The sequence below is a fragment of the Mesorhizobium sp. M0011 genome (assembly GCF_040324155.1).
Taxonomy (GTDB): Bacteria; Pseudomonadota; Alphaproteobacteria; order Rhizobiales; family Rhizobiaceae; genus Mesorhizobium.
Genome location: NZ_JAMYVQ010000027.1, coordinates 1 through 23,116 on the forward strand (window position 1 = coordinate 1; position 23,116 = coordinate 23,116).

The following is a 23,116-nucleotide window of genomic DNA, read 5'->3' on the forward strand; positions in this document are numbered from 1 at the left end:
GCTCGCGTCATCAGATGCTGGCCTCCAATCCAGCCAGCATCTTGAATCACAAACATCCGGCTTTGGGAATCCTACGATTCTCTCAAAATAGGAATCGCTCTAGATGAGAACAGCTCCGCAATCCGTCAGCCAAGCGTCGCCGCACCATCGCCGATGGGTGCGCCGCGAGACCATCCTGTCGACGCTGGAGCGCCACATCGACACGCGGATCGTGCTGTTCGCCGCGCCCGCAGGCTTCGGCAAATCGACGACAATGGCGCAATGGGCCACGGAGGTCGCGCGCCACGGTCGGCTGACCGCATGGCTATCCTGCGAGGCAACCGACAATGACGAGGGCGCCTTCCTGTCGCATCTGGTGGGCGCGCTCCGCCATCTCGTCCAGAGCCCAGCGGAACTCGACCTTGCCTTCCAGTCCAGCCCGATCCCCCAGCTCGATGTCATGCTCGCGGCACTGGTCACGGGCCTTGCAGCGCGCGAAGCTGACATCACGCTGTTCTTCGACGACTACCACGCTGTCGAGGCGACGGCGGTGAAGCGGTTCATGGAGCGCCTGACCCGGCAGGCGCCGGCAAACGTCGCCTTCGTCATCGGCTCGCGCAGCCTGCCCGATCTGCAACTCGGCAAGCTCAGGGTGCTGGGCGACATCTTCGAAATCGGCCCCGACGATCTGCGTTTCGCCTCGTCCGAGGCCGAGGCTTTCTTCAACGAGAAGCTGGGCCTGAGCGTCAGCAGCGGCACAGTGGAGACCTTGTGCTCGCGTACCGAAGGATGGGCCGCCGGCCTGCAGCTCGCCTCGCTCTCGCTGAGTGCCGCACACGCACCCGAAACCGTCATCGGCAATTTTACCGGCGCCAACCGCAACGTCGCCGACTTCCTGATGGGCGAAGTGTTTCTGGAGCTGCCGCCGGCAATCGCAAAATTCCTGCTCTACAGTTCGATCTTCGAACGCTTCAGCGCCGAAGCCTGCCGGGCGGTGATGCGCGCGGCGGATGCCGAGGCGGCGATTACCGAGATCGAAACGCGCAACCTGTTCCTGGTGCCGCTCGATGAAGAGCGACGCTGGTTCCGCTACCATCATCTGTTCCGCGATTTCCTCAGCCGCGAAATGGAACGGCGCGAACCGGAGATGATCGCGCCGCTGCATCTGGCGGCCGCCGAATGGTTCGGCGAACGCAAGATGCTGACCGAGGCGATCGGGTACGCGCTGGCCGCCGGCGACCAGGCACGCGCGGCGGTATTCGTCGAAAACAACGCGCTCGACCTCATCGCCCAGTGCCAGCTTCTCTACGTGCGCCAGCTGCTCGCGCTGCTGCCTAGGAAACTGATCGACCAGCGCATCCGGCTGCAACTGGTGGTGCTTTGGCTGGCGGTGCACAGCAGCCAACCCGAGATTGCCCAGCAGACGCTGAGCAATGCGCGCAAGCTGGTCGAGACCGGACCGACTGACAGCAATGACCCAGGCACCATGACCGGCACAACGATCGAGGCCGAACTGGTGGTTCTCGCCGCTGCCGTCCACAGCACGCTGGAGCAGTTCGATCAGGCGCGCGACACAGCACTTGCGGCCCTGCGCGTCATCTCACCCGATGCCTGGTTCATGGAAGGCGCGACCGCCAATGTCATCGGCTACAACCTCTATGCGCTGGGTGACCTCGAAGGTGCCCGCGCCGCGATCGATGCGGCGCGACGGGCGCATGAGCGAAGCGGCAGCCTGCTCGGCGTCACCATTGCCAATTGCTACATGGCCGTTGTCGAGCGTTCGGCGGGCCGCTTGCCCGCCGCCGAGCGGCTGCTGCGCAACGCCATCATCGAGGCCAGGGCGCGGATCGGTGCTAATTCCTATGCCGAGGCCTTGGCCGGAACGCTGCTAGCCGAGCTCGCCTACGAGACCAATGCGTCGGGCGAAGCGCTGACCCTGGTCGAGAATCTCGGCCCGCAGATCGAGGGCGCGGCGGTCATCGTCTATCCCCTTGCCAGCGTGCCGACCTATGCCCGTGTGCTGCAGCTGACCGGTCGCACCGAAGCCGCACTGGACATGCTGGAGCGCGTCTATCAACGCGTGCGCGGCACGGTGTATCGCCGCCTGGCATCGATGATCATGCATGACCGCGTACGTGTGCTGCTCGACCAGAACCGCAATGCCGAGGCGCGCGCGCTGCTGGCCGAGCATCGCGGCGAAGAGACCGAGACTTCGACGGTCATCACCACCGCAAACGAGTTCGAGTTCTTTGCCGAGGGCCGTTTGCTGACGGCGGAAAAATCCTATGCCGATGCAGCGGGGGTTTTCGACGCGCTTCTGGAGCGCACGAGAACCAGCGGGCGCATGCGTCGCCATATATTGGCGCTGATCCTGCGAGCCAAAGCGGCCAGCGCTGCCCACGACCAACGCGAGGCAGACCGCAATCTCCTCGATGCGTTGCGTCTCGCCCAACCTTCCGGCTTCATCCGTTCCTTCGTCGACGAGGGAAGGTCTGTCGTCGAAGGGTTGATGCGGCTGCGTGCTGCCCAGGCGAAGACCGACCCCGCGCTGTCAGCCTATGCCACGCGCATCATCGATGCAGCGCAGGCGATGCCCGTGGCGGCGCGCAAGCTGGCCGCACCAGCCGCTGAGAAGGAACAGCTCACCCAGCGCGAGGCCGAACTGCTGCGCTATCTCACTGAGGGCATGTCCAATCGCGATATCGCCTTGGCGCTGTCGGTGAGCGAAACCACGGTGAAATGGCACCTGAAGAACATTTTCGGCAAGCTTGCGGTATCCAACCGGGTGCAGGCGGTGCGCGCCGCGCAAGGGTCAGCAGGCGCCTATACCCCTCCGAAAGGAGGGGCATAGATACAGGCGCAGCCCCTCTTTCGGGTCGGGCCAGATGATCGTTAGCCTGCTAGCGTCACCTGGTTTTTAGAGGACGCTGCGAATGGCGACAGGCTACGTTTTTCACGAACAGCTGATGTGGCATGACACCGGCTCCAGCGCCGACATGATGCCTCCCGGCCGTTTCGTGGAACCCGGCCGCCATCTGGAATCCCCTGGCTCGAAGCGGCGGCTGAACAACCTCATCCAGGTCAGCGGCCTGTCGCGCCATCTCGTCCCGATTATCCCCGAGCCGGTCTCGGTCGAGGACCTGTTGCGCGTCCACACGCAACGTCACGTTGACGACATCAGGATGCTCAGCGAGCGCGGCTCCGGTTTCGCCGGGCCGCAGGCGCCAATCGGCCTCAACAGCTTCGACATCGCGCTGCTGTCTGCCGGCACCACCTATGCCGCGATGCGCGCCGTGCTGACCGGACGCGTCGACAATGCCTATGCGCTGGCGCGGCCGCCGGGGCACCATGCCGAGCCTGATCAGGCGATGGGCAACTGCCTGTTCTCCAACATCGGCGTCGCTGTCCGCCGGCTGCAGCATGAAGGCCTGCTTGGCCGCGCCGCAGTGGTCGACTGGGATGTGCACCACGGCAACGGCACCGAGACGGTGTTCTATTCCGACCCGTCGGTGCTGACCATTTCCTTGCATCAGGACAATCTCTACCCGACCGGGCGCGGTGCGCTGGCCGACAACGGCAAAGATGCCGGCGAAGGCTACAACATAAACATACCGCTGCCGGCGGGCAGCGGCACCGGCGCCTATGAAGCGACTTTCGACCGTGTCGTCGCGCCGGCGCTGCGTGCCTACAGACCGGACCTCGTCATCGTCGCGTCCGGCTTCGATGCGTCCGGCTTTGATCCGCTCGGCCGCATGATGCTCAACAGCGAATGCTTCAGGCGGCTCGCCGCGCGCATGGTGGCGCTGGCCGCCGAAACTTCGCAAGGGCGCCTGATGATGACCCATGAGGGCGGCTACTCCGAGGGCTATGTGCCGTTCTGCGGCCATGCCGTCATCGAGACTCTGGCCAACCATCGCACCGAAGTGGTCGACCCGTTGTCGGAGCATATCGACGAATGGGCGGGGCAGGATCTGCAGTCGCATCAGGCCGCGGCGATCGATGCCGCCGAAGGCCTGCTCGCCGGCCTGCGCCAACGTCTCGCCAGTGCGGCCTGACGCGATGGATTTTCTCATCACCACGCTGCTCAATGCGCTGACGCTGATCAGTATCCTGATGCTGGTCGGGCTCGGGCTGGCGATCAGCTTCGGGCTGATGAACGTGACCAATTTGGCGCATGGCGAGTTCGTCACCGTCGGCGCTTTCGCGGTTTATTTCGTCCAGAGCGTGGGCGGCTCGTTCTGGCTGGGCCTGGCGGCGGCGCCCGTTGCCGGCGCGGTGGTCGGCTGTATCCTCGAATTCGCCATCATCCGCCATCTCTATTCCAGGCCGGTCTCGACCGTGCTTGCCACCTGGGGCGTCAGCCTGATCCTGCAGCAAGGGCTGGAACTGATCTTCGGGCTCGGCGCCAAGCCGGTGACGCCGCCGATCGAGGGCACGCTCGATCTTTTCTTTACCGTCTATCCGGCCTACCGGCTGATCCTGATCGGCATTGCCATGCTGACCTTGCTCGGCGTCATCCTGTTGATCAGCCGGACGCCCTTCGGTCTCGACATCCGCACCGTCATCCAGAACCGCGAAATGGCCGAAGGCGTCGGCATCAATACCCGGCGCACCTACGCCATCGCCTTCACCTTCGGCGCGGCAATCGCCGGCCTTGCCGGCGGACTGGTCGCACCGCTGGCAATCGTGCTGCCGCAGATGGGGGTGAACTATCTCGCCAACGCCTTCTTCGTCGTCATCGTCGGTGGTGTCGGCTCGATCGGCGGCCTTGTCGCCGGCAGCGTCTTCGTCGGCGGACTGACCAGCATCCTCAATTATCAGATTTCGCCGTCGCTGGCGCAGGCGATCGTGCTGCTGGCTGCCATCGTCGCTGTCCGTCTGCGGCCCAACGGCCTGTTCAACGGAGCGTCGCGATGATCGCCCGCGACCGCAACTGGCTGATGATCTTTGCCGTCTGCGTGGCGCTCGCGATCATCTATCCGTTCTTTGCCGGCGGCTATCAGTTGACGGTGATCCGCGACGCGCTGATCTTCGGCCTGTTCGCGGCGAGCCTCGACTTCTTCTGGGGCCGCACCGGAATCCTGTGTTTCGGCCACGCCGCCTTCTTCGGCATCGGCGGCTACATCATGGCGCTGGTTACGCTCAATGATGCCATCCCCTTCGGAAGCCTGCTTGGCATCATCGGTGCGGTGGCGGGTGCGGCCTTCGTCGCCGCCATCATCGGCTACTTCCTGTTCTTCGGCGGCATTCGTGGCAGCTATTTCACCATCGTCACGCTGGCCATGGGCGTCATCTGCCAGCAGGCCGCGGTTTCCTGGAGTTCGGTCACCGGCGGCGACAGCGGCCTGATCGGCATTCCGCCGATCGAGTTCGATCTTGGCGGCCTGCATGTCGATCTGAGCCAGGATCTGCCCTCCTATATCTTCGTCTCGGCTATCGTCGCCGTGACGGTGCTGGCGCTGTGGTCGATCAGCCGCGGCCGCTGGGGCACGGTGCTGACCGCAATCCAGGACAATGAAGTCCGGGCGGCCGCGCTCGGCCACAATGCGCCGTTGCGGCTGCTCGTTACTTTCGTCTTGTCGGCGGCGATCGCCGGACTTGCCGGCGCGCTCTATGTCTGCATGGCAGGACTGGTGGCGCCCGACCTGTCCGGACTGCTCCTGTCGACGGAGGTGATCGTCTGGGTGGCGGTCGGCGGGCGCGGCACGCTGCTTGGGCCAGTACTGGGCGCCATCTTCATTCAGCGCGCGCAGCAGACGATCAGCAGCTTCAACCCGAGCCTGTGGCCCCTTCTGCTCGGCTGTGTCTTCGTCATCATCGTCTTCGTCCTGCCGGATGGGATCCTGTCGATCTACGCGCGGCTGAAAGGCCTGTTCAAGGGCGGGAGGCGCGCGCAATGAGCGACATCCTGCTGCAGGCCGAGAACGTCGGTATCCGCTTTGGCGGGCTGCAGGCGCTGGAGGCTCTGAACCTCACGGTGCGCGACAAGGAACTCTGCTGCATCATCGGGCCGAACGGCGCTGGCAAGAGCACCTTCCTCAACGTGCTGACCGGCACGCTGCGTCCGACCAGCGGCAGCGTGCGCTTCCTCGGCCACGACATAGCCGGCTTGCCGCTGCATCGCATCGCCCGGCTCGGCATTGCCCGCAAGTTCCAGATCCCCTCTGTCTTCCCGAGCCTCTCGGTGGAGGATAATCTCAAGGTCGCGCGCTGGGGCGCCTTCGCCTGCGCGCCCGGTTGGCGAACTCTTGGAGCTGGTCGCACTGACCAATCGCGCCGCCACGTTGGCCGGCGAACTCGCGCATGGCCAGAAGCAATGGCTGGAGATCGGCATGGCGTTGGCGATAGAGCCGCGCCTGCTGTTGCTCGATGAACCCACTGCCGGCATGACGCCGCAGGAGACGCTGGCGACGGCGCAGATGCTGCTGCGACTCAAAGGTGAATTCTCGATCGTTGCCGTCGAGCACGACATCCGCTTCGTGCGGGCGCTGAACTGCGAGACGTTGGTGCTGCATCAGGGACGCCGGCTGCGCAGCGGTCCTTTCCATGACATCGAGACCGACGAGATGGTCCGCGATGTCTATCTGGGGAGGCGCTGATCATGCTGCGAACAATGGCGGTGTCGGCCGGCTACGGTCTGCTCCCCGTGCTGAACGGCATCGACCTCAGCGTCGCGCTGGGCGAAGTCGTGGGCTTGCTCGGCCGTAACGGCGCAGGCAAGACAACGCTGCTGCGCGTCATCTCCGGCGGCTTGCGGGCAAGCGGCGGGGCGGTGGTTCTCGGAGACAAGGATCTCACCAACGCGCCGGCTTTCCGCCGTGCGCGCGCAGGCATTGCGCATGTGCCGCAGGGGCGCGGGATCTTTAACCAGCTGACGGTGCGGCAAAACCTGGAGGTCGGCACCCGCGCTGCCAAGGACCGTGGCGACGGCGGCATTCCGGCCGACATCTTCGGCTATTTTCCAATCCTGCGCGAACGCGAAGCGCAGGTCGCCGGCACGCTTTCGGGCGGCCAGCAGCAAATGCTGGCGATCGGCCGCGCGCTCTGCGGCCTGCCCTCGGTGCTGCTGCTCGACGAGCCCTCGGAAGGCATCCAGCCGAACATCGTGCAGTCGATCGCCGAACTGGTGCCGCGCATCGCCCGCGAGCGCGGCATCGCGATCATTCTTGTCGAGCAGAATCTCGATCTCGTTCTCAAGGCATCGGACCGCTGCCTGGTGATGGAGAAGGGCAGGATCGTCCACGAAGGTGCGCCTGAGACCTTCGCCGACGAGACCCTGCTGAAGGACCTGTTGGCTTTGTAAGGCGTGCATGGGGCGCGCCTGGGACTGGAAGGGAACACAACAATGATAAGCAGAAGAACTGTCTTGAAATCGGGCGGCGCTGCCGCCGCCTTCGCCATAGTCGGCGCGCCGTCGATCCTGCGCGCCGCCGACACCGTCAAGGTCGGCCTGTCGATCCCGATCACCGGACTGCAGGCGATCCTCGGCGAGACGTTGCTCAATTGCTACAAGCTCGCCGCCGCCGAACTCAACGCCGCCAACGGCATTGGCGGGCGCCAGGTCGAACTCATCATCGAGGACAACCAGACCACGACCAAGGGCTCCATCGACAAGGCGCGCAAGCTCATCAACGAAGACAAGGTCGACGTGATCATGGGCACGATCATTTCGCCTGAGCGCAGCGCCACGCTGTCGGTCACCTCGAAGGCCAAGAAGCTGTTCTTCTACCCGACCAATTTCGAAGGCGGCGAATGCAACCGCTACTTCGTCGCCACCGGCCCGATTCCGATGCAGCAGGTCGACCCGATGATGCCATGGGTGGCAGAGAACCTCGGCAAGACGATCTATGTCATGGCTTCGGACTATGCCTGGCCGCAGAAGATGACCGAGGCGATCACGGCGGCCTATGAGAAGGCCGGCGGCAAGATCATCGGCGCCGATTACTATCCGTTCGGGACCACAGATTTCGGCCCGGCCTTCCAGAAGATCAAGTCGCTGAAGCCCGATGTCGTCTGGTCGATGGTGGTCGGCAACGACGCCGTCACCCAGCTCAAGCAGTATCGCAGCTTCGACATCAAGCAGCCGCTGATCGCCCCGCTCGACGAGGTCTTCAACAAGGACGCGCTGCCGCCCGGCGTTGCGGCCGGCACCTATGCGCCGCAGCCCTACTGGATGGCGCTGGACAATCCGGTCAACAAAAAGTTCATCTCCAGCTTCCGTGAGAAATTCGGCCAGGAGAAGATGGTCAACGGCATCGGGGAGGCCGGCTACAACGGCCTGCATCTCTACGCGCTGGCCGCGGAGAAGGCGGGATCGCTGAAGGACGACGATGTATTGGCCGCGCTGCCGTCGATCGAGTTCGACGCACCGCAAGGCAAGATCCGCGTCGACGCCACCAACAACCACACACTCTGCCATTCCTATGTAGGCAAGGCGGCGGCCGACGGCATCGGCTACGAGATCGCTAAGGATTTCGGCACCATCGCGCCGGTAACGCCTTACTGCAAGGTGTAGGGTCTTCCGCCCAAGCAATCCTGACGGCGGCTTTGTCGCTGCCGTCAGGGCGTCTGCGGCGCAGGCAGACGCTCGCGCAATTCGTCGACGAGCACCCTGGTGTTTTCGGAATAGTCGATAGGCACAACGACGAGATGCACGCCGCCGCCGGTGAAGGCCTGTTCCAGCGCCGGCCGCAAGTCGGCGATCTCTGCAACCCTGGTTCCCTTGGCGCCATAAGCCTCGGCATACTTGACGAAATCGGGATTTCCGAAGGTCATGCCGAAATCCGGAAATTCGTCAACCGCCTGCTTCCAGCGGATCATGCCATAGGCATGGTCCTCGAGCAGCAGGACGACGAGGTTGAGCTTGAGCCTGACGGCGGTCTCCAATTCCTGGCTGTTCATCATGAAGCGGCCATCGCCGCAGATGGCCATGACACGGCGCTGCGGATAGAGCAGTGCCGCCATCATCGCCGACGGCAAGCCCGCGCCCATGGTGGCCAGCGCATTGTCGAGCAGGATCGTGTTTGCCATGCGCGTCCGGTAGTTGCGCGCGAACCAGATCTTGTACATGCCGTTGTCGAGGGCGAGGATCCCGTCGGCCGGCATCACGGCGCGCACGTCGTGCACGATGCGCTGCGGCGTGAAGCGATCTTCGGTGGCCCGCGCGGCGATCCGGCTCAGAATGCCTTCCCGCAGCGGCAGCAGGGCCTGCGCGTTGGGGATCTTGCCCTCGATGCGGTCGGCCAGCAGCGCCAGCGAAGGGCCGAGGTCGCCGACGATTTCGGCTTGCGGGAAATAGACCTGCTCGACATCGGCTGATTGGTAGCCGACATGAATGACCTTCGGCCCCTTCGCCCCCATGATGAAGGGCGGCTTCTCCACGGTGTCGTGACCGATGGTGATGATCAGATCGGCCTGCTCGATGGCCTCGTGCACGTAGTCGCGCTCCGAAAGGGCTGCCGTTCCCATATAGAGCTCCGTGCCGCCAGGCACGGTGCCCTTGCCCATCTGCGTGGTGAAATAGGGAATTTGCGTCCGCAGCACGAACTGCGCGACATCGGGGGTCACGCGCGGTCGCGACGCCGCCGCGCCGAACATCAGCAGCGGGCGCCTGGCTTCCAGGATCATACGGGCGGCGCGATCAAGCGCGCCTGGACTGGCCAGCGGCAGTTCGACCGGGTGCGTCGGCACCAGCGCGATCGGTTCGCACTCGGCCGCCGCAATGTCTTCCGGCAGTTCCAGATGCACGGGGCCGGGACGCTCTTCCTGGGCGACACGGAAAGCTTCGCGCACCAGCGAGGGGATCATCTTCGGCGAGACGATCTGGCGCGACAGCTTGGTCAGCGGCTTCATCGCCGCGACGATGTCGACGATCTGGAAGCGCGCCTGCCGGGATGACAGGATGCCCTTCTGGCCGGTGATCATGATCATCGGCATCGCGCCGAGCAGCGCATAGGCCGAACCGGTCGAAAGGTTGAGCGCGCCTGGGCCAAGCGTGGTGATACACACACCCGGCTTGCCGGTAAGCCTGCCATAGGTGGCGGCCATGAAAGCGGCTGCCTGCTCGTGACGGGTCAGGATCAACTGGATCGAGGAGCGGCGGATGGATTCGACGATATCGAGATTTTCTTCGCCCGGAATGCCGAAAATCCGTTCGACCCCTTCGTTCTCAAGGGCCGCGACGAACAGATCCGAACCTTTGGTCATAAACCGTCTCCCGCAACATTCCGTCGGCCACCTTCATATGGCATCGGAACGCGACGCCTCAAAGAGGCATCTTCGGCTGCGGGTCAGAGGCGCGTGTTGCAGCTCGCCGCTTTCGGCGATGCGAACAATTCCTTCGGCGCGGACCATTGGCTGACCGACACGCCGCGCGTGCCGGTGATCAGCGAACGCAGTTCCGACAGATAGGTCTGCACGAAGAACGAGGTCTGGCTTTCCAGCGGCGTATAGGGGCCCGGCCGGTAGGCGCGCGACATGATGCCGTCGGCATTGTCCTCGGTGATCTTCTTGTCCTGCACCGTGGTGACGTCCCACATCCAGCTGATCGCATCGGCGTTGACGTCGCCATCGGCATCCTTGTCGACAAGCCAAGCGGCCCGGCCGCTGGGTGGCGGAGCCGGCATGGCCGGGACCCCGCGTCGGCGAAAAGGTGCTGCACCTTGGCCCGCGTGTGCTGAGCGAAGCCCAGGGGGAAGGTACGATCCTGGAGATTTCATCGCCGCAGACGGCCGGCCTATCTTCCGGCGCCTGGTGCGGTTATGGCGTGATGCCGACTTTGCCGGTCGACCAGCGCACGGAGGAAGGCAATGCCCTGATCTTCGAGACCGCGCCGTTGACCGAAGCGGTCGAGATCCTTGGTTTCCCCGAATTCGAGGTCAAGCTCTCCTCCGATAAGCCGATTGCGCTTCTGTCCGCCACGCTGTCGCAAGTGTTCCCGGAAGGTGCTGCCTCGCGCATCAGCTACGGCATCCTCAACCTGAGCCATCGCAACGATGATCTGGACATCGCACCCATGGTGCCGGGCCAGGCGGAAACGGTGCGCATCAAGCTGCGCTGCTGCGGGCAGCGTTTCGAGGTTGGCGAGCGTATCCGGCTGGCACTGGCGACATCGCATTGGCCCATCGTCTTTCCGACCGCCGAGCAGGCGACGCTGTCGATCCATTGCGGCGACAGCCGGCTGATCCTGCCGGTGCGCCCACCGCAGAAGCTGGACGACACGCTGGGGGCTTTCCTGGCTCCGGAAAGCGCTGTGCCGATGGAGCAGGAGGTTCTGGCCAAGGGCGACGGCTTTCAGCGCTCTGTTTCGACGGACCAGGTCACCGGCGAGACCGTCTATCAGGTCGTCAATGATGGCGGTACGGTGCGGCATCCACATACGCAGATGACCGTTGCGGCGAGGCATGTCGACCGGTTCACCATCCACCCCGACGATCCGAACTCGGCGGTCGGCACCTGCACCTGGGAAAAGTCCTATGGCCGCGGCGACTGGCAGGCGCGCCTTTCGGTGAAGGCGACCGTGCGCGCGCTGCGCGATGTCTGGCGGATCGAGACCCACATCACTGCCCATGACGGAGATGAAGTGGTCGTCGATCGCAGCGAGGTCAAGGAGTATCCGCGCGACCTCAACTGAAAGCGGCTGCGATTGGCAATCAGGCCATCGATCTCGGCAAGGCGGCAGCCAGCGCATCGACGGCCAGCCGCACCTTTAGCGGCAGATGCGGTGTCTGCAGCCAAAGGGCGTAGCAGTCGTAGAGATATCGCGGCTGGTCCGGCAACAGCGCCACCAGCGCACCGGCTTCAATGCGCTCGCGCACCAGCCACCAGGGCAGCCAGGCAAGCCCCATGCTCTCAACAGCCGCATCGGCGATGGCATCGAGATCGTCGAGCCGCAGCCGCCCGGTTGGCGTAATCTCCTGTACGGATTGCCCCTCGCGCGCAAACAGCCACGGCTGAACGACCTGGCCGAGCCGGCGGTAGACAATCGCCTGATGATCAGCGAGATCCTCGATACGCTGCGGCTCGTCATGAATTCTGAGATAGGAGGGTGCGGCGCAGACGACCATGTCCTGGCGCGCGACGCGGCGTGCGATCAACCCCGCCTTGTCGCCCAGAGCACCGGTCCGAATGGCGAGATCGTATCCGTCTTCGGCAAGATCGGCGAAGCGGTCGGTGAGCGACAGGTCGAGCTCCAGCATCGGATATTGCCGCGCCAGCCGCAGCAGCACGGGTGCAACGCAATGGCGGCCGAAATGCGCCGGCATGGTGACCCGCAGTTTTCCACGTGGTTCGGAGAACTGGTCGGCGGCGAGCGCATCGGCGGCTTCGGCCTCGGCCAGCACCACCCGGCAGCGTTCATAGTAGGCGCGCCCGAAGTCGGTCAGGCTCTGCCGCCGCGTGGTCCGGTTGAGCAGCCGCACGCCCAGCCGCTCCTCGAGGAACCGCACATGCTTGCCAACCATTGGTCCGGACAGATCGAGTGCGACTGCGGCGGCTGCGAACGAGCCGAGGTCGACGGCCCTGACGAACACGGACATGCTCTCAAGCCGATCCATATTCAAAACTCCTGGTTTCTACTGTTCTTCCCTTACAGCCATTTATCCCCGGCAAGCCTAGCTGCATAGCTCATGCGGTTCAGATGATTTGGAGTATCCCGAATGACACGCGTAGTTCGCTTTCACCAGCATGGTGGCCCGGAGGTTCTGCGCATCGAGGATGTCGCGCTTTCCCCACCGGGGCCGGGCGAAGTTCAAATCCGGGTCAAGGCACTCGGCCTCAATCGCGCCGAAGCGCTGCTGCGCGCGGGGGCCTATATCGAGACGCCGACGCTCCCCTCGGGGCTTGGTCTTGAAGCGGCGGGTGTCGTCGAGACTATTGGCGACGGCGTGAAGGATTTCGCGCCAGGTGACAGCGTCAGTGTCATCCCGCCGCAATCGATGATCCGCTGGCCGGCCTATGGCGATCTTGCCACCTACCCCGCCCGACTTGTCGTCAAGCATCCGCAGTCGCTTGACTGGCAAACGGCAGCGGCGGTCTGGATGCAATATCTCACCGCTTATGGCGCGCTGATCGACATCGCCGGGCTGCACAGCGGAGACGCCGTCGTCATCACAGCAGCATCGAGCAGTGTCGGGCTTGCGGCGATCCAGATCGCCAACAAGGTCGGCGCGACCGCGATCGCGGTGACGCGGACATCGGCGAAGATGCGGGCGCTGCTCGAGGCCGGCGCGGCCGACGTCGTGGCCTCGACGGAGGAGGATCTGGCGGCGCGATTGAACCAGATCGCCGGGCCGCGAGGCGTGCGCGTCGTGTTTGATGCGGTCGGCGGCCCGATCTTCGAGCCGCTGACGGCGGCCATGTCGCATAGCGGCATCCTCATCGAATATGGCGGACTGAGCCACGCGCCGACGCCATTCCCGCTGCCAGCGGTGCTGAGCAAGACGCTGACACTGCGCGGCTACCTCGTGCATGAGATCACCGGCGACCCGGTGAAGCTGGAGGCCGCCAAGGCGTTCATCGTCGAAGGCCTGCAGAGTGGGGCACTAAGACCGATCATCGACCGGACCTTTGCGTTCGACCAGATCGTCGAAGCGCATCGGTATCTGGAATCAAACGAGCAGTTCGGCAAAATCGTGGTGATGATTTGAGCGGAGTTGACAAACAAATCGTTCCTGGGGGCGATATCGCTCTTGAAGGCGCCGAGTTGCATTCCTAACTGTCTCACGCGGGCCGGGCCCCTCTGACTATCGCTTTTGGCGATCGTGATGTCGGACCGCTTTAACGGGCTCGTTTCCATGTTTTCGGTCAAGCGGGCTCAATCTTTTTCGGTTTGGAGCCCCGTATGACATCTACTTCCCTCCTTGGCATGACTTGCCCCTCCTGCCGCGTCGCGCTCGTGATGAGCGAACGCCAAGGTATCGAAATCGACTACTGTCCGCAGTGCCGCGGCGTCTGGCTTGATCGGGGAGAACTCGACAAGATCATCGAGCGTTCCAGCAGGGAAGCGGCGCCCGCGCCGCAGCCACAGCCGGCAGCATTCTCCCAGCCGCAACACGGCCAGGGCCGCGACGACGATTATTACCGCTCCCACGGCCACCGCTATCCGAAGCGGAAGAAATCATTTTTCGAAGAGTTGTTCGATTGACCGCATGACGCCGGCACCCGGCGGCGGTGAAAACTTCCGAAACCGCAGAGACAAAGGTTCATCTCCGATGACTTCCCGTACAAGCCGATTTGCAGCCCTCTTTGCAGGACTGTTCCTGGCGTTTTCGATGGTTGCGATAGACCATGCCGAGGCGCGCCGCGGCGGCAGTTTCGGCAGTCGTGGCATGCGCACGTTCCAATCGGCACCGCCGACCAGGACCGCACCGGCCCCGACCGCTCCAGTCGAGCGTTCGATGACGCCCAACACCGGTGCGAACAACGCGGCCCGGCAGCCGCAGGCCGGCCCGCAGAGGCCCGGCTTCATGAGCGGTTTCGGTGGAACGATGATGCGCGGCCTGCTGCTCGGCGGCCTGATCGGCCTGCTCGTCGGCCAAGGCTTCGGCGGCCTGGCCGGCATGTTCGGTTTCCTGCTTCAGGCCCTGCTCATCGGTGGCGCGATCATGCTGGCCATCCGCTTCTTCCGCTCGCAATCGGCGCGTGGTCCCGCGCCAGCGCTCGCCGGTGCCGGCAATGCCCAGGCTTCGCAATTTGAGAACCGCGCAACGGCAGGGCAGCAGACTGCAGGCTCCTTCACAATTCCCGGCTTTGGCGGTGGTTCGGGCGGAAGCTCTCCGGCCATCGGTTCCGATGAGATCACGCTGGCTCAGACCGACCTCGACGCATTCCAGCAGCTGTTGACCGATGTCCAGGAAGCATTCGGGCGCGAAGACCATGCCGCTCTGCGCCGGGCTGTTACCCCCGAAATGGTGTCCTATCTGTCGGAAGAACTGGCCGACAACGCCCAGAAAGGTCTCAGGAACGAGGTAACGGACATCACCTTGCTGCAGGCCGACGTCGCTGAAAGCTGGCGTGAGGATGACCACGACTACGCCACGGCCGCATTGCGCTACGAGTCTCGTGACGTGACGCGCGAACGGGCCAGCGGCAAGGTCGTCGCGGGCGACGATGATCATCCGACAGAGACGACCGAGCTGTGGACATTCGTGCGCGAGAATGGCTCGAATTGGAAGCTATCGGCGATACAACAGGCTTGAGCCCAGGGCGATTTTGTCCAAGGCTTCACAGTTGTGGGCGTTCAGCGCACGATCTTGACGCACATCGGCGTGCCGATCTCGATGGCGCGCCTGGTGTCGCTGAGCATGCCGGTCTCGGCGTCGCGCGCGAAGATCGAGATGCGGTCGTCATTCTGGTTGGCGGAAAACAGATGGCCGCCTGACGGCGTCAGCGCGAGGTTGCGTGGCGTCGCACCGCCGCAAGGGACGTAGCCGACGAGGCTCAGCGATCCTGTCTGCTGGTCGACCGCCATGATGACGACGCTGTCGTGGCCACGGTTGGAGCCGTAGACAAAACGGCCATCCGGGGAAATCTGTATGTCGGCGCAGTGGTTGCTGTCGCGTGCCTCGGCCGGCACCGCCGGCTTGGCATCGATGAACGAGAGCTTGCCCGTGGCTTCGTCCAGTACCATCGACACGATGGTCGAATCCAATTCGTTCATGACAAAGACGAAACGTTCGTTCGGATGCAGCGCCAGATGGCGCGGGCCGGCGCCGTGCGGCAAAGCAGATTCGGCTAGCTTGGCCAGATTGCCGTCGCGCTCGATCCGGTAAGACACCAGCCGGTCGATGCCGAGGTCGGCGACGATGACTGTCCCACCTCCGATGGTTTCGGTGACGCTGTGCGCATGCGAGCGTTCCTGCCGCGCCGCATTCGGGCCGCTGCCCTCATGCGAAACGCTGGCGAGCGGCGCTGACAACGCTCCATTCTCCTCGAAGCCATAGACAGCCACCGCGCGATCCGGGCCGCCCTCGCCCATGCCGTAGTTTGCGACCAGCAGTTTTGTCCCGTCGCGGGTGATGGTGTTGTGGGCGGTGATGCTGCCGAGCGACGGCTGCTTGTTCAGATAAATGAGCGTACCAGAAGCTCGATCGAAGCTGTAGGCGGAGACGGTGCCCTCGCGCCAGGTGAAGACTTCCGAATTGGCATAGATGTGCGAGCCGTCCGGTGTCACCGAGAGGAAGGTCGGATTGTCGACATCGTTGGTCTCGGCCAGTTTTCGTGTTTCCAGCGTCGTCTCGTCAAAGCTGTAGACGCCGAGACCGACGCCCCGAGCGCCCTGAAAATACGGCGCCTCGCGGTTCAGGCTGCCGACAAAGACCAGACAATCCTTGCGCATGATTTCCTCCCCTGCCCGCCTGCGCTTCGGCGCGCGGGAGCAACCAAAATTTCGCCTGTTCACGCTTGCAACGCAACCCCATATGTGAAAATACTATTTACAAAAGAAGATTGACGGGAGGAGACGTCTTGCATTTCGACGCCTTGATGCGTTTTCCGGCAGCTGTGACGTGCCCCATACAAGGCTGGCGGTGCCGGCCATGAACGATTTCGCGCCCACCGTCGGCGTCGCCTCGACGCACCCAAAAAATATGCCCGAGGAGCACGCCGCGCTGCCGGTGTGGAACGCCGAAAACTGGTTCTATGAGGATTGGCCGGTCGGGCAGAAGATCCGCTCGTTGCGACGGACCATGGCCGAAGGCGATAGCCATTTGTTCAACACGCTGGTGCTCGACATCCACCCCTATGTGCAGGACCAGATATTTGCCGAGAGCGAAGGCATTTTCGGCAAGCGGCTGATCGCCGGCGCCTTTGTCTTCTCGGCTGGCCTCGGCCTGGTCGCCACCAATTGCGTCAATGCCTTTTCCTATGGCTACGACAAGCTCCGTTTCATAAAGCCTGTCTTCATTGGCGACACGATCTATTCGATCCGCTCCAACCTCGACAAGAAGCCCCGCTACAAGGAGATGGGGCTGATCCGCGCCAGCTATGAGGTTTTCAAGGGCGAAGGCGAGCTCGTTCTCTATTGCGAGCATCTGCAGACGGTGAAGTACCGCAACCCGGCCGACTTCGTCGGCAAGACGGAGAAATAGCATGCCGGCAGCAGCCGAATTGCCGCTCGCCGGTCTCGTCGTCGTCGACATGAGCCAGTTCCTGTCGGGCCCGTACTGCTCACTCAGGCTGCTCGATCTCGGTGCCCGCGTGATCAAGATCGAGCGTCCGGATGGCGGCGACCTGTCGCGCCGGCTCTATCTCAGCGACACCGAGATCGGCGGCGATTCCACCATCTTCCACGCCATCAACCGGGCCAAGGAAAGTCTTGCCATCGACCTCAAGAACGAGGCCGATCTCGAAGCGTTGCGCGGCCTCCTGGCCAGGGCTGACGTGCTGATCCAGAATTTCCGGCCGGGCGTCATCGAACGGCTGGGCCTGGACTACGAGGCCGTTCGCAAGATCAACCCGCGGCTGGTCTATGCTTCGATCAGCGGCTATGGCGAGGATGGGCCATGGGTCAAACGGCCCGGCCAGGATCTCTTGGCGCAGGCGCGTTCCGGCGTGATGTGGCTGAACGGCGACGAGGATCAGGGACCGGTGCCGTTCGGCCTCGCCATCGGCGACATGCTGGCTGGTGCCGCCTGTGCGCAGGGCATTCTGGCCGCACTGGTGCGGCGCGGCATCACCGGTCAGGGCAGCCATATCGAAACCAGCCTGCTGGAAGCGCTGGTCGATTTCCAGTTCGAGGTGCTGACGACGCATCTCAATGACGGCCGCCGGCTGCCCAGGCGCTCCAGCTTCCGCAGCGCGCATGCCTATCTGTCGGCGCCTTACGGTGTCTACCCGGCCAAGGACGGCTACCTCGCCATCGCTATGACGCCGATCCCCAAGCTGGCCGACCTCTTGTCGCTCAGCGAGTTGGCACCCTATCGCGACAAGCCTGCATCGTGGTTCACCGCGCGCGACGACATCAAGGCGATCATCGCGCAGCGGATCGCCACCAAAACCATCGACGAATGGCTTGATATCCTCGAGCCGGCCGACATCTGGTGCGCCAAGGTACTGACCTGGCCCGAGATGCTGGCAAGCGAGGGGTTTCAATCGCTCGATATGCTGCAGACGGTGACGCGCGAGGATGACGTCTCGATCCTCACGACGAGTTCGCCGCTCCGGGTCGATGGCATCAGGGCCAAGGTTGATCGGGCGGCGCCGCGCATCGGCGAGCACAGTGCCGCCATCCGCGCGGAGTTCGGCCTGTGAGCGTGCCCAAGCTCAAGGGCATGACCTGGAGCCATCCGCGTGGCTACGATCCGATGGTCGCCTGCTCGGCGCTGTGGCAGCAGAAGACCGGTATTGCCATCGAATGGGACAAGCGCTCGCTGCAGGATTTCGAATCCTTCCCGGTCGAGGAACTGGCGCGCGCCTATGATCTCATCGTCATCGACCATCCGCATGTCGGCCAGATCACGGCCGAAGGCTGCCTGGAGCCGCTGGATGTCGCCGGACGCGAGGCGGAACGCACGGCCCTTGCCTCGGGCAGCGTCGGCCAGTCCTATCCGAGCTACAACTGGCAAGGACGGCAATGGGCTTTCCCGATCGATGCGGCAACCCAGGTCCAGGCATGGCGGCCGGATGCGATCGAGGCGCCACCGGCGCGCTGGAGCGAGGTGCTCGATCTCGCCCGGCAAGGCCGTGTGCTGCTGCCGCTGCGGCCGCCTCACGTGTTGATGGTGTTTTACACATTCGCAGGCAATCTCGGCCGTCCTTGCACCACCGATCCATCCCACGATCTCATCGATGTTGACGCCGGTAGCGAAGTGTTTGAAGCAATGCGCGAGATTGCAGCGCTCGTTGATCCGGCTTGCTTGGAGATGGATCCGATTGCCGTCTCGGAGCGCATGGCGGAGGCCGGTTCCAGGTTCGTCTGCGCGCCACTGATCTATGGCTATGTTTCCTATGCGACGACTGGCTTTCGGGCGAACCGGCTGGCCTTTGCCGATGTTCCGGTCATCGGTTCCGGCGGCCCGATCGGTTCGGCGCTCGGCGGCACCGGCATAGCCGTATCAGCCTTTTCCAAAGCCAGGGATGCCGCGATCGACTTTGCCTATTGGGTCTCGAGCGGCGATGTCCAGCGCGGCGCCTATGCCGCCGCCGGCGGCCAGCCCGGCCATGCAGCGGCCTGGGAAGATCAGGCCGTCAATGAAGCGACCGGCAATTTCTACCGGGACACGCGCGCGACGCTGGAGGGTGCATGGGTGCGGCCGCGCCATGACGGCTACATGGCGTTCCAGCAGGCCGCATCCGAACGCATCCTTTCCGGCATGACATCCCGGCACAATGCCGCCGAGGTCGTTGCCGATCTTAATCGCCTGTTTCGGGAAAGTTCCCCGGCGCAGGTGTCCGGCGCTGCCGGTGGAGGAGCCTGAACCAAACCGAACGGAGGAGAACAAGATGACAGGAATGATCCGCGGCCTGCTGGCCGCAACGGCGCTTGCCTCGCTTGCAACGGCCGCCTTTGCCCAGGATGTGCAAGGCGTCATCGGCGGGCTGCCGACCGAACTCAAGGCGCAGTATGACGGCGCGCCCCAGAAGGTGCTGCCTTCGGCCTGGGACAATTTCACCGCGCCGCCGAAACCGTGGAAGTGGTGCCACTCGGAATCCTACCAGGGCAATCCGTGGCGGGTCACGGTGACCAAGGAGTTGAAGCGGCTAGTCGACGGGCTGATCGCCGACGGCACCGTCTCCAGCTTCGAGGTGTCGGACTCCAACAACGACGCCAGCCAGCAGATCAATCAGATCCGCGCCTTCATCGACAAGAAATGCTCGATCATCACCTCGATCCCGGGCTCGGCAACGGCGCTCGACGATGCAATCGACGCTGCCGCCAAGTCCGGCATTCCGTTCATCACAGCGGCCGGCTCGGTGACGAGCCCCAACGCGATCAATGTCGATTCCAACTATGCGCGCTGGGGCTATGACATGATGACGGCGATCGCCAAGGCGCAGCCGGACGGCGCCAGCATCCTTCTGGTCGAAGGCATCGCCGGACACCCGATCGTGGTGCAGGAGCGCCAGGGCGCGGACAAGGCGCTGGCCGAAAATCCGAAGCTGAAGATTTCGCGCAACGTCAACGGCAACTGGACAGCCAACGTCACCAAGACCGTGGTGCTGCAGGCGATCGCCACCAACCCGGCGCCGATCGATGCGGTGTGGACGACAGGCAGCGAAAGCCGTGTCGTTGCCGAAGCCTTCGCGGAAGCCGGCCGGCCGGCGCCATTGATCACCGGCTCGATCACCGGGGACGCGCTGGGCTACTGGAAGGCCAACCCCGACAAGTACCGCTTCGAAGGCCATGCGGTGCTGCCGCACTGGACCGCGCAAACACTGTTCCGCGTCGGCGAGCGCATGCTCGACGGACAGAAGCCGAAGCTGAACACGCTGCTGATCCCGATCCCGCCTGTCCACACCGCCGATCTCGGTGCCTGGTACAAGGACTGCATGACGACGGATGCGGTGTCGATCTTCCCGATCCCGCCGAAAGATCCGATGCCGGAGGAATGGCTCGACGCCTATTTCTCGAACCCGGCGCCGACCAAGGGCTGGGATTATTCGAAGGTGCCCGATGCCTGCGCAAAATAACGCTGCGCGAAACTAGCCTCTCAGCAGGCCGGCTCCTTTCGGGAAGCCGGCCTGCCAGCATCGAAACGCGACATGCTTGAAATCAAAACCATATCCAAACGCTATGGCGAGACGATCGCGCTCGCGGACGCATCGATCGCGTTTCGGGCGGGAACCATCCACACCATCCTGGGCGAGAACGGTTCGGGCAAGAGCACGATGGTCAAGCTGCTGTCCGGCATCGTCCAGCCGGACAATGGCGCGATCCTGCTGCAAGGCAAGCCGTTTTCGGGTGCCAAGCCCTCGGCCTTCCAGGCGCAAGGTTTTGCCACGGTGTTCCAGGAGGTGCTGATCGCGCCGGACTGCAGCGTCATCGATAACATCCTGCTCGGCCTCGACGGGCTGGTCCGGCGCGCTGTTCCCCGCAACGAGCGCCGTGACCGGGCGAAAGCCGCGCTGAAGCGCTTCGCGGTTACCGACGTCCCCCTCGACAAGCCAGCCGGCCTGCTGCCGCTTGCCGCGCAGCAATTGGTCGTTCTCGCCCGCGCGATCGTGCGCAACCCAAAGATCCTGATCCTCGACGAGGTCACCGCCGCGCTCGACTTCGCCGATCGCGAATCCGTCTTTTCCCTGATGCGCGCGCTGGCCGGCGAAGGCTGCCTGATCCTGTTCATCACCCACCGCATGGACGAGGTGATGTCGCTGTCGGATCGCATCTCGATCCTGCGCGGCGGCAGCGTCGTGCGCACCGAGGAGCGCGGCGCTTCGACGCCGGCTGAACTTCTCAAGGCGATGGCGCCACGCACGGCGGCGGAGCTGCAGCATGGCTGATCGCGCCGCCCTCGATTTTGGTGGTCTTGCCGTTCGGGACCTTGTCATCGCGCCCGGCGCCAGCCCGATCACGCAGGCAATCGCTCCGGGTGAGATCGTCGGGCTTGCCGGTCTCGATGGTCATGGCCAGGAGCTGTTTCTCAAGATGCTTGCCGGCCTGGAACCGCCCCATGGCGGCTCGATCGAACTCGGTTCATCGGATGCCTCCCGAAAGATTACCGGGTTTCGCAAGGCTGTCGCCAGCGGCATCGCGTATTTGCCGCGCGACCGACGCGCCAACGGCATTTTCCCGACACAGTCGGTGCTCGACAATTTCGCCGTCTCGACCTTGTCGCGCGACACGCGGCTCGGGCTAATCAGCCCGTCGGCACGCAAGGCGCGCTACGACTTCTATCGCGAAAAACTCTCGATAGTGGCGCCCCGGCCCGATGCGCCGATCACCACTCTTTCGGGCGGCAACCAGCAGAAGGTGCTGTTGGCGCGTGCCTTGGCGCTGGAGCCCGCGATCCTGCTCCTCAACGATCCGACGCGTGGCGTCGACGTGGCGACGCGGCATGTGCTCTACGACGTGTTTCGCGGGCTGGCGGCCGGCGGCATGGGGCTCGTCATCCTGTCCAGCGAGATCGAGGAGATTCTTCTCCTGTGCCAGCGCGTGCTGGTGTTCCGTGAGAATGAAGTCGCCGCCGAGATCGCCGGCGATGCGCTCACCACCGACAGCGTGATATTGGCCATGTTCGGACGTCCGGCATGAGCCAGATCTCCCGCCTCCTGTCACTTGGGCGAAGCGTCGGTTTCGCCGTCGTCCTGCTGATCTTGTTGCTTGCGATCAATCTTATTCTCAGCCCCGGACGGTTCCAGCCTGGATCCTGGGGCGCGCTGGTTGGCTTGGCGGCGCCCTTGATCGGTGCGGCCATTGCGTCCACGCCTGTCATCCTCGCCGGGCGTGGCGGCATCGACATCTCGGTCGGGCCATTGATGGGCTTCGTCAACGCTTTGACGATCCAGGTGCTGTTCCTCGGCGCCGGCATCTCATCACCCCTGGTGCTCGTTCCGGCGGCGCTGCTCGTCGGCGCGCTGGTGGGTGCTGCGAACGGCTTTCTGGCGACAATCGTGCGCATCCAGCCGATCGTCGCCACGCTCGGCACCTATTTGATCCTGACCGGCGTGACGCTGACCATCCTGCCGGCGCCAATCGGCCCGGCGCCGGCCTGGCTCAAGGCACTGTCCGGCCCGCTGTCGATGCTGCCGCTGGCACTGATGTTCATTGCCTGGTGGCTGGTGCGGCGTACGCCTTATTACGACCAGCTGATGGCGGTCGGCAGCGACGACCGGGCCGCCTACACCGCCGGCGTCGATGTCACGCGCGTGCGCTTCATCGCCTATGTCATGACCGGCATCTTCAGCGGATGCGCCGGGCTGATGCTGACCGCGCTGATCGGCTCCGCCGACCCCAATATCGGGCCGACCTACACGCTGATCGCCATTGCCGCCGTAGCACTCGGTGGCGTCAGCCTGGCCGGCGGGCGTGGCGGGGTCGCGGGTGCCGCGATCGGCGCCATCGATATCTTCCTGCTGCAAAGCGTGCTGACGACGTTCAACGTCTCGACCTTCGTGCTGCAGATCGCCTATGGCGCCATACTGGTGCTGGCCGTGATGCTGACAGCGCTGCAGGAACGTCTTGCCATGGGGAGACGCTGAC

General features: G+C 64.0%; 22 protein-coding genes and 1 pseudogene. 19 read left to right on the forward strand and 4 right to left on the reverse strand.

Annotated features, from left to right (window positions below; genetic code table 11):
- Positions 1-103: 103 nt before the first annotated feature.
- From NKK51_RS24645 to NKK51_RS24680, 8 genes and pseudogenes are all read left to right on the forward strand, one after another.
- Positions 104-2,830 (forward strand): winged helix-turn-helix domain-containing protein, encoded by a 2,727-nt coding sequence (locus tag NKK51_RS24645; protein ID WP_352554887.1) that lies wholly within the window; start codon positions 104-106, stop codon positions 2,828-2,830.
- 82 nt (positions 2,831-2,912) lie between these two features.
- Entirely contained in the window at positions 2,913-4,034 is a 1,122-nt protein-coding gene (locus NKK51_RS24650; RefSeq protein ID WP_023808834.1) for a histone deacetylase-like amidohydrolase, read from the forward strand.
- A gap of 4 nt (positions 4,035-4,038) precedes the next feature.
- Positions 4,039-4,896, forward strand: a complete 858-nt coding sequence (urtB, locus tag NKK51_RS24655; protein ID WP_031212284.1) for an urea ABC transporter permease subunit UrtB — start codon at positions 4,039-4,041, stop codon at positions 4,894-4,896.
- Positions 4,893-5,879 carry a branched-chain amino acid ABC transporter permease gene (locus NKK51_RS24660; protein WP_023808836.1) on the forward strand — a complete coding sequence of 329 codons (987 nt, stop codon included), beginning with the start codon at positions 4,893-4,895 and terminating at the stop codon, positions 5,877-5,879. The genes urtB and NKK51_RS24660 overlap by 4 nt, the downstream gene beginning before the upstream one ends.
- A pseudogene (locus tag NKK51_RS24665) lies at positions 5,876-6,302 on the forward strand (ATP-binding cassette domain-containing protein); the annotation flags it as partial. The gene NKK51_RS24660 and the pseudogene NKK51_RS24665, both read left to right, overlap by 4 nt.
- Positions 6,303-6,311: 9 nt before the next feature.
- Entirely contained in the window at positions 6,312-6,578 is a 267-nt protein-coding gene (locus NKK51_RS24670) for a hypothetical protein (protein ID WP_352554939.1), read from the forward strand.
- A 2-nt stretch (positions 6,579-6,580) separates the two neighbouring features.
- Complete coding sequence (locus NKK51_RS24675; protein ID WP_023808838.1) at positions 6,581-7,282, forward strand: ABC transporter ATP-binding protein; 702 nt, start codon at positions 6,581-6,583, stop codon at positions 7,280-7,282.
- A 42-nt stretch (positions 7,283-7,324) separates the two neighbouring features.
- Positions 7,325-8,494 carry a substrate-binding protein gene (locus NKK51_RS24680; RefSeq protein WP_023808839.1) on the forward strand — a complete coding sequence of 390 codons (1,170 nt, stop codon included), beginning with the start codon at positions 7,325-7,327 and terminating at the stop codon, positions 8,492-8,494.
- A gap of 44 nt (positions 8,495-8,538) precedes the next feature.
- Here the strand turns inward: NKK51_RS24680 and NKK51_RS24685 are convergent, their stop codons facing one another.
- Together NKK51_RS24685 and NKK51_RS24690 are read right to left on the reverse strand one after the other, a co-directional pair.
- Positions 8,539-10,185, reverse strand: a complete 1,647-nt coding sequence (locus tag NKK51_RS24685) for an acetolactate synthase large subunit (RefSeq protein ID WP_352554888.1) — start codon at positions 10,183-10,185, stop codon at positions 8,539-8,541.
- An 83-nt stretch (positions 10,186-10,268) separates the two neighbouring features.
- Positions 10,269-10,604, reverse strand: a complete 336-nt coding sequence (locus NKK51_RS24690; protein WP_352554889.1) for an SRPBCC family protein — start codon at positions 10,602-10,604, stop codon at positions 10,269-10,271.
- Between the two features lie 26 nt (positions 10,605-10,630).
- Between NKK51_RS24690 and NKK51_RS24695 the strand changes: the two genes are divergently transcribed.
- Positions 10,631-11,611 (forward strand): CocE/NonD family hydrolase C-terminal non-catalytic domain-containing protein, encoded by a 981-nt coding sequence (locus tag NKK51_RS24695; RefSeq protein ID WP_352554890.1) that lies wholly within the window; start codon positions 10,631-10,633, stop codon positions 11,609-11,611.
- Positions 11,612-11,630: 19 nt separating this feature from the next.
- Here the strand turns inward: NKK51_RS24695 and NKK51_RS24700 are convergent, their stop codons facing one another.
- Complete coding sequence (locus NKK51_RS24700; protein WP_023808851.1) at positions 11,631-12,533, reverse strand: LysR family transcriptional regulator; 903 nt, start codon at positions 12,531-12,533, stop codon at positions 11,631-11,633.
- Positions 12,534-12,635: 102 nt separating this feature from the next.
- On the opposite strand from NKK51_RS24700, the gene NKK51_RS24705 reads away from it, so the two are divergent.
- The 3 genes from NKK51_RS24705 (at position 12,636) to NKK51_RS24715 (ending at position 15,176) form a co-directional block, all read left to right on the forward strand.
- Positions 12,636-13,625: a zinc-dependent alcohol dehydrogenase family protein gene (locus NKK51_RS24705; protein WP_352554891.1), complete on the forward strand. Its 990-nt coding sequence runs from the start codon at positions 12,636-12,638 to the stop codon at positions 13,623-13,625.
- Positions 13,626-13,819: 194 nt separating this feature from the next.
- On the forward strand, positions 13,820-14,122 hold the full coding sequence (locus NKK51_RS24710; protein WP_352554892.1) for a TFIIB-type zinc ribbon-containing protein: 303 nt from the start codon (positions 13,820-13,822) through the stop codon (positions 14,120-14,122).
- 67 nt (positions 14,123-14,189) lie between these two features.
- Positions 14,190-15,176 carry a Tim44 domain-containing protein gene (locus tag NKK51_RS24715; protein WP_352554893.1) on the forward strand — a complete coding sequence of 329 codons (987 nt, stop codon included), beginning with the start codon at positions 14,190-14,192 and terminating at the stop codon, positions 15,174-15,176.
- Between the two features lie 41 nt (positions 15,177-15,217).
- Here NKK51_RS24715 and NKK51_RS24720 read toward each other — a convergent pair whose 3' ends face one another.
- Positions 15,218-16,315, reverse strand: a complete 1,098-nt coding sequence (locus NKK51_RS24720) for a lactonase family protein (protein WP_352554894.1) — start codon at positions 16,313-16,315, stop codon at positions 15,218-15,220.
- Between the two features lie 199 nt (positions 16,316-16,514).
- Between NKK51_RS24720 and NKK51_RS24725 the strand changes: the two genes are divergently transcribed.
- The 7 genes from NKK51_RS24725 (at position 16,515) to NKK51_RS24755 (ending at position 23,115) form a co-directional block, all read left to right on the forward strand.
- Positions 16,515-17,066 carry a MaoC family dehydratase gene (locus NKK51_RS24725; RefSeq protein ID WP_352440082.1) on the forward strand — a complete coding sequence of 184 codons (552 nt, stop codon included), beginning with the start codon at positions 16,515-16,517 and terminating at the stop codon, positions 17,064-17,066.
- 1 nt (position 17,067) lies between these two features.
- Entirely contained in the window at positions 17,068-18,228 is a 1,161-nt protein-coding gene (locus tag NKK51_RS24730; RefSeq protein ID WP_023808856.1) for a CaiB/BaiF CoA transferase family protein, read from the forward strand.
- Positions 18,225-19,394, forward strand: a complete 1,170-nt coding sequence (locus NKK51_RS24735; RefSeq protein ID WP_352554895.1) for an extracellular solute-binding protein — start codon at positions 18,225-18,227, stop codon at positions 19,392-19,394. Before NKK51_RS24730 ends, NKK51_RS24735 begins: the two co-directional genes overlap by 4 nt.
- Before the next feature lie 25 nt (positions 19,395-19,419).
- Positions 19,420-20,607, forward strand: coding sequence for an ABC transporter substrate-binding protein (locus NKK51_RS24740; RefSeq protein ID WP_352554896.1), 1,188 nt, complete (start codon positions 19,420-19,422; stop codon positions 20,605-20,607).
- 72 nt (positions 20,608-20,679) lie between these two features.
- Positions 20,680-21,417: an ATP-binding cassette domain-containing protein gene (locus NKK51_RS24745; protein ID WP_352554897.1), complete on the forward strand. Its 738-nt coding sequence runs from the start codon at positions 20,680-20,682 to the stop codon at positions 21,415-21,417.
- Positions 21,410-22,168 carry an ATP-binding cassette domain-containing protein gene (locus tag NKK51_RS24750; RefSeq protein WP_352554898.1) on the forward strand — a complete coding sequence of 253 codons (759 nt, stop codon included), beginning with the start codon at positions 21,410-21,412 and terminating at the stop codon, positions 22,166-22,168. Before NKK51_RS24745 ends, NKK51_RS24750 begins: the two co-directional genes overlap by 8 nt.
- Positions 22,165-23,115: an ABC transporter permease gene (locus NKK51_RS24755; RefSeq protein WP_352554899.1), complete on the forward strand. Its 951-nt coding sequence runs from the start codon at positions 22,165-22,167 to the stop codon at positions 23,113-23,115. The genes NKK51_RS24750 and NKK51_RS24755 overlap by 4 nt, the downstream gene beginning before the upstream one ends.
- The last annotated feature ends 1 nt before the right edge of the window (position 23,116 follow it).

What these genes read in the sequence shown, in the direction of transcription:
- NKK51_RS24725 (WP_352440082.1), top strand. Translation starts at nt 16,515, where the DNA reads ATGAACGATTTCGCGCCCACCGTCGGCGTCGCCTCGACGCACCCAAAA.
- NKK51_RS24685 (WP_352554888.1), bottom strand. Translation starts at nt 10,185, where the DNA reads ATGACCAAAGGTTCGGATCTGTTCGTCGCGGCCCTTGAGAACGAAGGG.
- NKK51_RS24755 (WP_352554899.1), top strand. Translation starts at nt 22,165, where the DNA reads ATGAGCCAGATCTCCCGCCTCCTGTCACTTGGGCGAAGCGTCGGTTTC.
- NKK51_RS24690 (WP_352554889.1), bottom strand. Translation starts at nt 10,604, where the DNA reads ATGCCGGCTCCGCCACCCAGCGGCCGGGCCGCTTGGCTTGTCGACAAG.
- NKK51_RS24720 (WP_352554894.1), bottom strand. Translation starts at nt 16,315, where the DNA reads ATGCGCAAGGATTGTCTGGTCTTTGTCGGCAGCCTGAACCGCGAGGCG.
- NKK51_RS24745 (WP_352554897.1), top strand. Translation starts at nt 20,680, where the DNA reads ATGCTTGAAATCAAAACCATATCCAAACGCTATGGCGAGACGATCGCG.
- NKK51_RS24700 (WP_023808851.1), bottom strand. Translation starts at nt 12,533, where the DNA reads ATGGATCGGCTTGAGAGCATGTCCGTGTTCGTCAGGGCCGTCGACCTC.
- NKK51_RS24730 (WP_023808856.1), top strand. Translation starts at nt 17,068, where the DNA reads ATGCCGGCAGCAGCCGAATTGCCGCTCGCCGGTCTCGTCGTCGTCGAC.
- NKK51_RS24660 (WP_023808836.1), top strand. Translation starts at nt 4,893, where the DNA reads ATGATCGCCCGCGACCGCAACTGGCTGATGATCTTTGCCGTCTGCGTG.
- NKK51_RS24750 (WP_352554898.1), top strand. Translation starts at nt 21,410, where the DNA reads ATGGCTGATCGCGCCGCCCTCGATTTTGGTGGTCTTGCCGTTCGGGAC.
- NKK51_RS24705 (WP_352554891.1), top strand. Translation starts at nt 12,636, where the DNA reads ATGACACGCGTAGTTCGCTTTCACCAGCATGGTGGCCCGGAGGTTCTG.
- NKK51_RS24645 (WP_352554887.1), top strand. Translation starts at nt 104, where the DNA reads ATGAGAACAGCTCCGCAATCCGTCAGCCAAGCGTCGCCGCACCATCGC.
- NKK51_RS24670 (WP_352554939.1), top strand. Translation starts at nt 6,312, where the DNA reads ATGGCGTTGGCGATAGAGCCGCGCCTGCTGTTGCTCGATGAACCCACT.
- NKK51_RS24680 (WP_023808839.1), top strand. Translation starts at nt 7,325, where the DNA reads ATGATAAGCAGAAGAACTGTCTTGAAATCGGGCGGCGCTGCCGCCGCC.
- NKK51_RS24650 (WP_023808834.1), top strand. Translation starts at nt 2,913, where the DNA reads ATGGCGACAGGCTACGTTTTTCACGAACAGCTGATGTGGCATGACACC.
- NKK51_RS24710 (WP_352554892.1), top strand. Translation starts at nt 13,820, where the DNA reads ATGACATCTACTTCCCTCCTTGGCATGACTTGCCCCTCCTGCCGCGTC.
- urtB (WP_031212284.1), top strand. Translation starts at nt 4,039, where the DNA reads ATGGATTTTCTCATCACCACGCTGCTCAATGCGCTGACGCTGATCAGT.
- NKK51_RS24715 (WP_352554893.1), top strand. Translation starts at nt 14,190, where the DNA reads ATGACTTCCCGTACAAGCCGATTTGCAGCCCTCTTTGCAGGACTGTTC.
- NKK51_RS24675 (WP_023808838.1), top strand. Translation starts at nt 6,581, where the DNA reads ATGCTGCGAACAATGGCGGTGTCGGCCGGCTACGGTCTGCTCCCCGTG.
- NKK51_RS24740 (WP_352554896.1), top strand. Translation starts at nt 19,420, where the DNA reads ATGACAGGAATGATCCGCGGCCTGCTGGCCGCAACGGCGCTTGCCTCG.